This is a genomic window from Falsiroseomonas oryziterrae, from assembly GCF_021864505.1.
Taxonomy (GTDB): Bacteria; Pseudomonadota; Alphaproteobacteria; order Acetobacterales; family Acetobacteraceae; genus Falsiroseomonas; species Falsiroseomonas oryziterrae.
The window spans coordinates 1-11,002 of sequence record NZ_JAKJIB010000113.1 but is presented as its reverse complement, the minus strand read 5'-3'; the positions used below and the strand labels follow the sequence as shown (position 1 = coordinate 11,002).

13 protein-coding genes and 1 pseudogene are annotated in these 11,002 nt (G+C 72.5%); 7 read left to right on the top strand and 7 right to left on the bottom strand.

What is annotated here, in order from left to right:
• Positions 1-176: 176 nt before the first annotated feature.
• The 3 genes and pseudogenes from yidD to rpmH form a co-directional block, all read right to left on the bottom strand.
• Positions 177-437 (bottom strand): membrane protein insertion efficiency factor YidD, encoded by a 261-nt coding sequence (gene yidD / locus L2I40_RS11270; protein ID WP_237215053.1) that lies wholly within the window; start codon positions 435-437, stop codon positions 177-179.
• A 158-nt stretch (positions 438-595) separates the two neighbouring features.
• Positions 596-937, bottom strand: a pseudogene (gene rnpA, locus L2I40_RS11265) (ribonuclease P protein component); the annotation flags it as partial.
• A gap of 25 nt (positions 938-962) precedes the next feature.
• Positions 963-1,097, bottom strand: coding sequence for a 50S ribosomal protein L34 (rpmH, locus tag L2I40_RS11260; RefSeq protein WP_237215052.1), 135 nt, complete (start codon positions 1,095-1,097; stop codon positions 963-965).
• Between the two features lie 206 nt (positions 1,098-1,303).
• Between rpmH and L2I40_RS11255 the strand changes: the two genes are divergently transcribed.
• The 4 genes from L2I40_RS11255 to L2I40_RS11240 all read left to right on the top strand — a co-directional run bounded on the left by L2I40_RS11255 (position 1,304) and on the right by L2I40_RS11240 (position 5,141).
• Positions 1,304-2,743 (top strand): dihydrolipoyl dehydrogenase family protein, encoded by a 1,440-nt coding sequence (locus L2I40_RS11255; RefSeq protein ID WP_237215051.1) that lies wholly within the window; start codon positions 1,304-1,306, stop codon positions 2,741-2,743.
• Positions 2,744-2,857: 114 nt separating this feature from the next.
• On the top strand, positions 2,858-3,652 hold the full coding sequence (locus L2I40_RS11250) for a 3-hydroxybutyrate dehydrogenase (protein WP_237215050.1): 795 nt from the start codon (positions 2,858-2,860) through the stop codon (positions 3,650-3,652).
• A 124-nt stretch (positions 3,653-3,776) separates the two neighbouring features.
• Positions 3,777-4,889 carry a patatin-like phospholipase family protein gene (locus tag L2I40_RS11245; RefSeq protein WP_237215049.1) on the top strand — a complete coding sequence of 371 codons (1,113 nt, stop codon included), beginning with the start codon at positions 3,777-3,779 and terminating at the stop codon, positions 4,887-4,889.
• Positions 4,890-4,961: 72 nt separating this feature from the next.
• A complete protein-coding gene (locus tag L2I40_RS11240; RefSeq protein WP_237215048.1) occupies positions 4,962-5,141 on the top strand; it encodes a hypothetical protein in 180 nt (59 codons plus the stop codon).
• Between the two features lie 2 nt (positions 5,142-5,143).
• On the opposite strand, the gene L2I40_RS11235 is transcribed toward L2I40_RS11240, so the two are convergent.
• The 4 genes from L2I40_RS11235 to L2I40_RS11220 form a co-directional block, all read right to left on the bottom strand.
• Complete coding sequence (locus L2I40_RS11235) at positions 5,144-5,569, bottom strand: DUF3293 domain-containing protein (RefSeq protein ID WP_237215047.1); 426 nt, start codon at positions 5,567-5,569, stop codon at positions 5,144-5,146.
• On the bottom strand, positions 5,569-6,753 hold the full coding sequence (locus L2I40_RS11230) for a class I SAM-dependent rRNA methyltransferase (protein WP_237215046.1): 1,185 nt from the start codon (positions 6,751-6,753) through the stop codon (positions 5,569-5,571). Before L2I40_RS11230 ends, L2I40_RS11235 begins: the two co-directional genes overlap by 1 nt.
• Positions 6,754-6,796: 43 nt before the next feature.
• Positions 6,797-7,717, bottom strand: coding sequence for a DMT family transporter (locus L2I40_RS11225; protein ID WP_237215045.1), 921 nt, complete (start codon positions 7,715-7,717; stop codon positions 6,797-6,799).
• Positions 7,718-7,779: 62 nt separating this feature from the next.
• Positions 7,780-8,565 (bottom strand): aldolase, encoded by a 786-nt coding sequence (locus L2I40_RS11220; RefSeq protein WP_237215044.1) that lies wholly within the window; start codon positions 8,563-8,565, stop codon positions 7,780-7,782.
• A gap of 66 nt (positions 8,566-8,631) precedes the next feature.
• Here L2I40_RS11220 and L2I40_RS11215 point away from each other — a divergent pair, with 66 nt between their 5' ends.
• The 3 genes from L2I40_RS11215 to L2I40_RS11205 all read left to right on the top strand — a co-directional run.
• A complete protein-coding gene (locus tag L2I40_RS11215) occupies positions 8,632-9,198 on the top strand; it encodes a peroxidase-related enzyme (RefSeq protein WP_237215043.1) in 567 nt (188 codons plus the stop codon).
• 154 nt (positions 9,199-9,352) lie between these two features.
• Positions 9,353-10,597: a Zn-dependent hydrolase gene (locus tag L2I40_RS11210; RefSeq protein WP_237215042.1), complete on the top strand. Its 1,245-nt coding sequence runs from the start codon at positions 9,353-9,355 to the stop codon at positions 10,595-10,597.
• Positions 10,598-10,655: 58 nt separating this feature from the next.
• Positions 10,656-11,002 (top strand): hypothetical protein (locus L2I40_RS11205; RefSeq protein WP_372491050.1); only part of this gene is annotated, 347 nt, incomplete at its 3' end.

The following is an 11,002-nucleotide window of genomic DNA, read 5'->3' as shown; positions in this document are numbered from 1 at the left end:
CCCGCCCGGCGCGGCCGGCACCGGCACGGCGGGCGCGGCCTGCTGGACCTGCTGGGCGGCGCGCTGCTGCTCCAGCCGGCGCTGCTCGGCTTCGCGCGCGGGCCGGTTCCACAGGTCGAAGATCAGCAGGATGGCGATCGAGATCGCGATCGCGACGAAAAGGCGCTTCTGGTCCATCACGGGGCGGTGGAACCTTTCGTCCCGGCCGGGAGCCCGGCGGGCGGCACCGGGTCGTAGCCGCCCGGATGCCAGGGGTTGCAGCGGAGGATGCGGCGGCCGGTGAGCCAGGCGCCCCTGAGCGCGCCGTGGGTGGCCACCGCCTCGAGCCCGTAGTCGCTGCAATGCGGATAGAAGCGGCAGTTGCAGCCGATGATCGGGCGGATGGTGTAGCGATAGGCGTGGATCGCGCCGCGCAGCGCGTGCTGCGCGGGAGTCATGTGAGTGCCCTCAAACGCCGGGCGTCGCGCCGTAGGCACGCCTCCGGCGTGACGGCTCCGCCGGCTTCGCTTCCGCGCTGGGCACTGACGGCTCCGTCGGGTGTGTCGGTCGGCGCGCGGGCCGCGTTCGCGGCCTCGGGCGGCTGCGCCGCCCGCATGGCGTCGGTGACGCCCGCCTGCTTCAGCGCGCCGCGCAGGTCGCCGAGCAGCGTCTGCCAGGGCCGCCCCGCGGTTGCCTCGCGGCCGATCACGACGAGGTCGAACCCCGTCGCCTCGCCGCCGCCGAGCGTCAGCCGCACGGCCTCGCGCAGGCGGCGCTTGGTGCGGTTGCGGATCACGGCGTTGCCGATCTTCTTCGTCGCGGTGAATCCGACGCGCAGGGGCTGGCCGGGCGCTGGCAGCGCCTGGAGGACGAGGCCCGGGCGCGCGGCGCGCACCCCCTTCCCCGCGACCCTCTGGAAGTCGCGACGCTGCGTCAGGCGCGGCGGTCGCGCCGGCATGGCACGCGCCTCGCCCGGACGAAGGTCAGGCCGACAGGCGCTTCCGCCCCTTGGACCGGCGGTTGGCCAGCACCTTGCGGCCGCCGACGGTCTCGGAGCGGGTCCGGAAGCCGTGGCGGCGCTTCCGCACGAGCTTGGACGGCTGGTAGGTACGCTTCACGACACGACTCCTGCGGCGTCCCGGACCGTCCGCCCGCCCGGCGCCTTGGCCCGGCCGGCCGGCATCCCGGCACATCAAGCAAACGGAACCGCCGGCGGCCAGCAGGGGTGACCCCCAGGCGTGCCCCGGCGAAGGAGCGGACGTATAGGAAGGGGGCAGGCCTGGCGTCAACCGAGGACGCCCCGACCGACCGGCAAGGACCTCAGATGCCCGATTTCGACCTGGTGGTGATCGGGGCCGGCGCGGCCGGCCTCTCGACGGCGGCGGTCTCCGCCGCGCTCGGCCTGAAGGTGGCCCTGATCGAGCGGGCGGAGATGGGCGGCGACTGCCTGAACTGGGGCTGCGTCCCGTCCAAGGCGCTGCTGGCGACCGCCCATGCCGCCCAGGCGGTGCGCGAGGCCGGGCGGCTCGGCATCCGCGTCGGGGAGCCGGAGGTGGACTGGGCCGCGGTGCGCGCGCATGTCCGCGGCGCGATCGCGCATATCGCGCCGACCGATTCCGAGGCGCGGTTCCGCGGGATGGGGGTGGAGGTGATCCGCGCCTCGGCCCATTTCACCGCCCCCGACGAGGTGGAGGCCGCGGGCCGGCGCATCACCTTCCGCCGCTGCGTGATCGCCGCCGGCAGCGCGGCGGTGGTCCCCGACATCCCCGGTCTCGGGCCGGTGCCCTGGCTGACCAATGAGACGATCTTCGAGCTGGAGGAGAAGCCGGAGCACCTGCTGATCCTGGGCGGCGGTCCGATCGGTCTCGAGATGGCGCAGGCGCATCGGCGGCTCGGCTGCCGGGTGACGGTGATCGAGGCGGGGCGGATCGCCGGGCGCGACGACCCGGAGCTCGCCGAGGGCCTGCGCCGGGTGCTGCTGCGCGAGGGCGTGGAGCTGCGCGAGGGCGCGACCCTTGCCCGCGTCGAGCCGGACCGCGCCGCTCCGGGCCGCACGGGGCTCGTCGCGGTGCTGGAGGACGGGACGCGCATCCCCGGCAGCCACCTGCTGCTCGCGGTCGGGCGGGCGCCGCGGCTCGCGGGGCTCGACCTGGTGGCGGGCGGGATCGCGGCGACGCCGAAGGGGATCAAGACGGATGCCGGGCTGCGGTCGGTGTCGAACCGGCGCGTCTGGGCGGTGGGCGACATCGCGGATCCGCAGGGCATCGGCCCGCGCGCCTTCACCCATGTCGCCTCCCAGCATGCCGGGGTGCTGGCGCGGCGGATGCTGTTCCGCCTGCCGGCGAAGGTGGACTACGCCGCCCTGCCGCGCGTGACCTACACCGGGCCGGAGCTGGCCCAGGTCGGGATGACGGAGGCGGAGGCGCGCGAGCAGGGGCTCGACCCCCGCCCCTACCGCTTCCCGCTGCCGGAGACCGACCGCGCGGTGGCGGAGGGAATCGAGGACGGGCTGGTGAAGCTCGTCGTCTCGCCCAAGGGACGGCTGCTCGGCGCCGGGGTGCTCGGGCCGCATGCGGGGGAGATGGCGGGGATCTTCGGGCTGATGATCGGGCGGAAGCTGCCGCTTTCGGCGCTGGCCGGCCTCGTGCTGCCCTATCCCACGCTGGCCGAGGCGGCGAAGCGCGCGGCCGGGGATTTCTACGCGCCGAAGTTCCTGTCGGGCACGGCGAAGCGGCTTGTCGGCTTGCTCTGGCGCCTGCCCTGAGCAACCTTCCCGGCCCCGAACCGTCCTGTCGCGTCGCGGGTGACCGCGCGGTCAAGTCGCGGCTGACCTGCACGGTCGCAGGACGGGACGCACGAACGAGGAAGGACGCATCACATGGCGGGATCACTTGCGGGCCGCGTGGCCCTGGTCACCGGCTCCACCTCCGGCATCGGGCTGGCCATCGCGGCCCGCTACGCGCGCGAAGGTGCCAAGGTGATGCTGAACGGCTTCGGCAAGCCCGACGACATCGCCCGCGCCCGCGCCGAGGTAGGTGCCGCGATGGGCGTTGCGGAGGCGCCCTATTCGCCGGCCGACATGTCGAAGCCGGCCGAGATCCGCGAGATGGTGCAGCGCTGCATCGCCGAGCTCGGCGGCTGCGACATCCTGGTGGACAATGCCGGCATCCAGCATGTCTCGCCGATCGAGGACTTCCCGGACGAGCAGTGGGACCGGATCATCGCGATCAACCTCGTCTCCAACTTCCACGCCATCAAGGCGGCGCTGCCGGGAATGAAGGCGAAGGGCTGGGGGCGCATCATCAACGTCGCCTCGGCCCACGGGCTCGTCGCGAGTCCGTTCAAGACGGCCTATGTCGCCGCCAAGCACGGCGTGGTGGGGCTGACCAAGTCGGTGGCGCTGGAGGTCGCGCGCACCGGGGTCACCTGCAACGCGATCTGCCCTGGCTTCGTGCGCACGCCGCTGGCCGAGGCGCAGGTGAAGCCGCTCGCCGAGAAGCACGGCGTCAGCGAGGAGAAGGCGCTGACCGATTACCTGCTGGAGCGCCAGCCGACCAAGAAATGGGTCGAGGTGGAGGAGATCGCGGAGGCCGCGATGTTCCTGGTCGGACCCAACAGCGGCTCCATCAACGGCAGCGCGCTGAGCGTGGACGGCGGGTGGATCGCGCAGTGATCGTGTGCCTCAAGCGCCGGCGGACGCGTCCGCGGCCTTGGCTTGCGCGCCTCAGACATGACGGCCCTGGCCGCACGGGCGGTCGCGGCGCGGGCGCGCTGCGCGCGCCGTTGTCTCCGATCCCATGATCGAGGACGAGTTCAAGCGGGAGGCGGCGGAGACGCTGGCATCGGGCAACGGCGCCGCGCCGCTGCCGAGGCCCGCCGTCGCGAAGCCGGTGGCGGCGCGGCGGATCAACCTCGCGCTGCAGGGCGGCGGCACGCATGGCGCCTTCACCTGGGGCGTGCTGGAACGCCTGCTCGACGACGAGCGGCTGGAGTTCGAGGCGGTCTCCGGCACCTCGGCCGGCGCGGTGAACGCCGCGATCTTCGTGCAGGGCCTCTGCGAGGGCGGCCGCGACGGGGCGCGCGCCGCGCTCGACCGGCTGTGGCGCGACGCCGCCGCCCGGCTCGCCGTCTCGCCGCTGCAGAACACGCCCTTCGAAAAGGCGATCTGGGGGCACGACCTGACCTGGTCCTTCGCCTACCAGACCTTCGAGACGCTGACGCGCGTGCTGAGCCCCTACCAGCTCAACCCCACGCCCTATGACTGGAACCCGCTGCGCGCCGTGCTGGAGGGCGCGGTCAACGAGGAGGTGCTGAAGCACGCCAAGGGGCCGAAGCTCTACATCTCCGCGACCTCCGTCCGCACCGGCAAGCCGCGCGTCTTCGCGCGGGAGGAAGTGACGGTGGACGTCGTCATGGCCTCCGCCTGCCTGCCGCAATTCTTCAAGGCGGTGGAGATCGACGGCGAGCCCTACTGGGACGGCGGCTATCTCGGCAATCCGGCGCTCTGGCCGCTCTACGAGCAGGGCGGCGCGCCGGACATCGTGCTGGTGCAGCTGAACCCGACGGTGCGCGAGGAGCTGCCGACGCACCCGACCGACATCTCGAACCGGCTGAACGAGATCAGCTTCAACGCGAGCCTGATGGCCGAGATGCGCGCGATCGACTTCGTGCAGCGGCTGCTGGATGCGGGGCGCCTCGAGCAGCCGCGCTACCGGCGCCTGTTCCTGCACATGATCGAGGACGAGGAGCGGATGCGCCAGTTCAAGCTCTCGACGAAGCTGAACGGCGACTGGGATTTTCTTTCCACGCTGCGCCGCTATGGGCAGGAGGCGGCGGATCGCTGGCTGACGAGCAACTTCGACAAGCTCGGGCGCGAGAGCACGGTGGACATCCGCGAACGCTTCCTCTGAACCCGCCCTTCCAGGCCGGCCGGCCCGCGCCTACATGCGCGCGCAATCGAAACGAGCCGGGGCGCAGCATCGATGTGGAACAACGTCTTCGTCCAGCTGGCGGCGGCAGCCGTGATCGGGCTGGCCGGGCTGTTCGTGGCGCGCGGGAGCGCCGTGGTGCTGACGCAGGAAGGTGCCGGGCTGCTGATGGTGCTGGCCGCCGTGGTGCTGATGTTCCGCGCCATCGACCGGCATTTCGACGGACGCAGCTGAGGTCAGGGCGGCGCGGAGGTCACCATCGGCCGTAGGCCGAGCACGATGCGGGCCGGTTGGCCTGGCGCCACCATCACCAGCGCATGCTGGCGGAAGCGGCGCGCGAGATGCGCGATCCACCGCGGATCGCCCGCGATGACCAGGTGGCGCTCCGCCCAGCCGCGGCCCCTGCCCCAGCCCTCGCCCAGCACCCGACCGCGCGCGGCCTCGCGCAGCTTGCCGAGCATGCGCTCGTTCCAGCCACGCGGCATGGGGCGGCTGAAGGGGTTCCAGGCGGTGACGAAGCCGGCGTGGCGCACGCGATGGCGGCGGAGCAGCACGTCCAGATCGGCGCTGCGCCGGCCGATGCGGGTCGCGATCCCGCCCGCCTCGTAGTCGGTGCGCGCATAGGCCGCGCGCAGGGCAGGCGAGAGCTGCGGGCGCCGCATCAGTCGAGCGCGAGAAGCTGGCCCTTGAGGTAGGCGCTCTCGGGCAGCGCGGGATGCACGGGGTGGTCGGGACCGGCGCCGACGCTCGCCAGGATGCGCGCGCGGCGGCGGGCGCGGTGCACGCCCCAGGCGACGGCCTCGGCGAAGTCGGCCGGGCCGACATGGTGACTGCAGGAGGCGATGAAGAGGATGCCGCCCGGCGCCGTCACCGCGGCGGCGAGGCGTGCGAGCTTGGCGTAGCCCTTCAGCGCGGCGGGGATGTCCTTGCGCGTCTTGGCGAAGGCGGGCGGGTCGACGACCACCACCTCGAAGCGGCGGCCCGAGGCCCCCATGCGTTCCAGATGCTCGAGCGCCTCGGCCTTCAGCGGCATGACGCGCTCGACGAAACCTGCGCGCGCGGCGGCCTGCATGGCGAGGTCGAGCGCGTACTCCGACCGGTCGAGCAGCGTCACCTCCCGCGCACCGGCCGCGGCGGCGGAGAGGCCGAAGCCGCCGAGATGGCAGAAGGCGTCGAGCACGCTGCGCCCGGCGGCGAGCCGCGCGACCAGGGCGCGGTTCGGGCGCTGGTCGAAGAACCAGCCGGTCTTCTGGCCGCCGAGCAGGTCCACGGGGAAGGACAGTCCGCCTTCCTCGACCGTGGCGACGCCGTCGGTGCCGTGCAGGAGCGCGACGCTCTCCTCGAGCCCCTCCAGCTTGCGGACAGGGGCATCGTTGCGCGCGACGACGACGCGCGGGCCGATCAGGTCGCGCAGCGCGGCGAGGATGTCGGGCAGCGCGCGGTCCATGCCGGCGGTGTTGGCCTGCAGCGCGATCGCGTCGCCGTAGCGATCGATGATCAGGCCGGGGAGCCCATCCGCCTCGGCATGCACCAGGCGGTAGAAGGGCGCGTCGAAGAGGCGCTGGCGCAGGGTCAGGCAGTCCGCGATGCGCGCGCGGAACCAGCCGGCGTCGCAGGGCGCGGCGGGGTCGGGATCGAGGAAGCGCGCGGCGATCAGGCTGTGCGGGTTGAAGTGCCAGGCGCCGTGCTTCATGCCGTCGTCGCCTTCGAGGCGCACCACGCTGCCTGGCGGGATGGCGCGTGCCGCGGCGGTCATGGCGATCTCGTTGGAGAAGGCCCAAGGGTGGCCCGCCTTCACGCGGCGGTCGGCGCCGGGGTTCAGGCGGATCAGCGGTCGGTCGGTCATGCCTGGGCTGTAGACGCGGCGGCATGCGAGAGGAAGACAGCGCCTAGCCGCGGATCGCCAGCATCACCCCGCCGATGGTCAGCGACAGCGCGATCACCTCGCGCGCGCCGAGCGGCTCGCCGAGAAAGACGGCAGCGGAGACGACGCCGACCACCGGCGTCAGCAGCGTCCCCGCCGCGGCGGCCGAGGCCGGCAGGCGCTTCAGCGCGGCAAACCAGGCGAGGTAGCAGAGGCCGAGCGGGCCGACGCCGCCATAGACCAGCAGCCACCAGCCTTGCGTCGTCAGCGCGCCGAAATCCGGGCTCTCGAACAGCGCAGCGGCCACCAGCAGCGGCGCGCAGCCGATCGCCATCTGCCAGGCGGCGGAGGAGGCGGGCGGCATGGCGAGCGGCCAGCGCTTGGTCACCACGGTCCCCGCCGAGAACAGGATCGCGGCGGACAGCGCGACGGCGACGCCGGGCAGCTTCTCGAGCCCCACCTCGACGCCGCGGCCGAGCACCAGCACGAGCAGGCCCGCAAGCCCCGTCGCCAGCGCCAGCACGCGGCGCGGCGTGATGCGTTCGCCGAGCACCACACGCGCGAAGAGCGTCGCCCAGATCGGCATGGTGTAGCAGACGATCGTCGCCTCGCCGGCGGCGAGCCAGAGCAGTGAGAAGCTCGCCAGCCCCATCCAGGCGGTGACGTTCAGCAGCGAGGCCAGCGTCAGCCGCGGCCAGAGTCCGTGCGGCACGCCGAGCGCCTCGCCGCGGCGTGCGGCGATGGCGACGAGCAGGGAGACGCCGATGGCGGCGCAGGCGACCCGCATCGAGAAGGGCGGGACCTCGGCCAGCAGCAGCTTCATCGCCGGCCAGTTGAAGCCCCAGCCGACGACGGTGGCGAGGAGAAGGAGAAGGCCGGTGGCGTCGGCGGTACGGCTCCCGCCACCACTTGCGGTGGCTGGCCGGGTTGGGGGGTGGTGGGTCAACGCGCCCTCATCCTCGAACCCCCACCCTGACCCTCCCCCGCAAGCGGGGGAGGGAACGAGGATCAATCCGCGAAATCGGGCTCTTCCTTGGCGAGGATGCGCTTCACGCTGTCGAGGAAGAGGCGCGCGCTCTCGCGGTCGCCTTCCTGCATCTGCGCATAGGTCTTGGCGGCGATGTCGGGCGGCACGGGCTTGAGCGGGCGGCCCATGGAGCAGGCGAGGCGCTGCGCCTCCGCGGCGCGTTCCAGGTAGTAGAGATCGTCCCAGGCCTCGGCGGCGTTGCGGCCGCAGACCATCACGCCGTGGTTGCGCATGAAGACGATGTCGGCGTCGCCGATGCTCGCCGCGATGCGGTCGCCCTCGGCGGTGTCGAGCGCCAAGCCGTTGTAGTCGTCGTCCACCACCGTGCGGCCGTAGAACTTGAGCGAGGATTGCCCGGCCCAGAGCAGCGGCGGGCCTTCCACCATCGCGAGCGCGGTCGCGTTCGGCATGTGGGTGTGGAAGCAAGCCTTGGCGCGCGGGACATTCTTGTGGACGCGGGCATGGATGAAGAAGGCGGTCGCCTCCGGCACGCCCTCGCCGGCCACCACGTTGCCCTCGTAGTCGCAGATCAGCAGGCGGGAGGCGGTGACCTCGGAGAAGGCCCAGCCATAGGGGTTCACGAGGAACAGGTCGTCGCGGCCGGGCACCACCAGCGAGAAGTGATTGCAGATGCCCTCATGCATGCCGAGGCGGGCAGCCATGCGGAAGCAGGCGGCGAGATCCACGCGCGCGGCGCGCACGGCCTCGGAATCGAGGTCCGAGTTGCGCAGGATGGCGGGCGCGCTCGCGCCGAGGGCATGGGCCATGGTCTTGTCCTCCCGGTGAGGGCGGGGATGATCGTCCCCCCCGGCCCGGCCGGCAAGGAGTGCCCCATGTCAGACCCGATCAGCGCCTTTCCCGTCCCCGACCTCGCCAGCCTGCCGGAGGATGTGCGCGCCCGCATCGAGGCGGTGGCGGAGAAGTCGGGCTTCGTCCCGAACGTCTTCCTGGCGCTCGCCTGGCGGCCGGACGAATTCCGCGCCTTCATGGCCTATCACGACGCGCTGATGAACAAGCGCGAGGGGCTGACCGCGGCCGAGCGCGAGATGATCGTGGTCGCCGTCTCGATCGGCAATTCCTGCCAGTACTGCGTGGTGGCGCATGGCGCGATTCTCCGAGTTCGCGCCAAGGATCCGGCGATCAGCGAGCTGGTGACGGCGAATTGGCGCAAGGCGCCGCTGCCGCCGCGGCAGCGGGCGATCCTGGAGTATGCGACGAAGGTGGCGACCGCCTCGCACCTGGTCTCGGCGGCCGACCGGCAGGCGGTGCTGGATGCCGGGATGACGCAGGACGAGCTGTGGGACATCGGCGCCATAGCGGCCTTCTTCTCCATGTCGAACCGGCTGGCGAACGCGATCGAGCTGAAGCCGAACGTCGAGTTCCAGAAGATCGGCAGGTGATTGACTGCTTCCGCGCAACGGCGCGGAAGCCCCTCATACGCCGGGCGGCCGGCCTCCGCCGGCCTTGGCTTCGCGGCACTGGCCGCGGGCCGCATTCGCGGCCTCGGCGCGCATGGCGCGCCGCAGGTCAGCGCCTCAGATATGGATGTGGGACATGAGCGGCACGAACCAACGCATCGACGGCAAGCGCCTCTGGGACAGCCTGATGGCCATGGCGGAGATCGGGGCGACGCCGAAGGGGGGCGTGAAGCGACTGACGCTCACCGAGGTGGACAAGGCGGGACGCGACCGTTTTCGTCAGTGGTGCGAAGCGCTCGGCCTGACGGTGCGTGTGGACGCGATCGGCAACATGTTCGCGCGCCGGGAAGGCCGTGACCCGAGCCGCAAGCCGGTGCTGTTCGGAAGCCACCTCGACAGCCAGCCCTCGGGCGGGAAATTCGACGGCGCGCTCGGCGTCATCGCAGGGCTCGAGGTGATGCGAACGCTGAACGACCTCGGCATCGCGACCGAGGCGCCGCTGGAGCTGGTCAACTGGACCGACGAGGAAGGCAGCCGCTTCGGCCATTCGCTGATGGGGAGCGGCGCCTGGGCCGGCGTCTATCCACTGCCGAAGGTCTATGGGCTGACCGACGTGGACGGCGTGACGGTGGAACAGGCGCTGACCGCCATCGGCTACAAGGGCCCGCACAAGGCCGAGCCCTTCCCCGCCGACGCCTATTTCGAGCTGCACATCGAGCAGGGCCCGATCCTGGAGAAGGAGGGCAAGACGATCGGCGTGGTCACGGGCGCGCAGGCGCAGGTCTGGTGGGATGCGCGCATCACCGGCCAGGACAGCCACGCCGGCACCACCCCGCCCTATGCGCGCCGCGACGCGCTGGTCGCGGCGGCACGCGTGATCGAGCTGGTGGACCGGCGCATGCGCGAGCGCGGCGATGACGGCCGCGGCACGGTCGGCTTCCTCAAGGTCTTGCCGAACAGCCGCAACGTCGTGCCGGGCGAGGTGCTGTTCAGCGTCGAGTTCCGCCACCCCGACACGGCGCAGATCACGCACCTCGCGGAGACCTTCCCGGCCGAGGCCAAGGCCGCGATCGCCGATACGGGCTGCCGGCTGGAGCTGACGGAGCTGTTCCGCTTCGCCGCCCAGCCCTTCGACGCCGACTGCGTCGCGCTGGTGCAGCAGGCCGCGGACCGGCTCGGCCACGCCTCGCGCCGCATCGTCTCGGGCGCCGGACACGACGCGGTCTATGTCGCGCGCCGCGTGCCGGCCGCGATGATCTTCACCCCCTGCAAGGACGGGCTCAGCCACAACGAGGCGGAGAGCATCCTGCCGGAGGAGGCGGAGGCCGGCTGCCAAGTGCTGTTCGAAGCCGTGGTGGCGCGCGCGAACCGGGCGCTGTAAGCGTCTGGCCGGGCCGCGCGGGGTGCGGCCGGGATCGGGGGGCGATCGCATGAATCCGATGACGTGGCCACGGCAGATCCAGCTGGTGGCGGGCGTGCTGGTGCTGCTGGTGGTGCTGGGCTGGGGGCTCGCCTTCAACCGCGGTGGCACGCTGTCCGAGATGCGCCTGCAGCTGCGCGCAGCCGAGACCCGCGTCGCGGAGCTGCAGCGCTCCCTCGCCGAGCAGCAGCGCGCCGTCGGCGAGCTCAACGTCGTGACGGGCCGGCGCGATGCGGCGCAGCAGGCGCTCGCCCAGGCCGAGGCGCGGGCACGGGACGTGGCCGGGCAGGCCACCCAGGCGCAGCAGGCGCTCGAGGCGCTGCAGCCGCAGATCGCCGCGGCACGCCAGGCGCTGGAGCAGGCCCA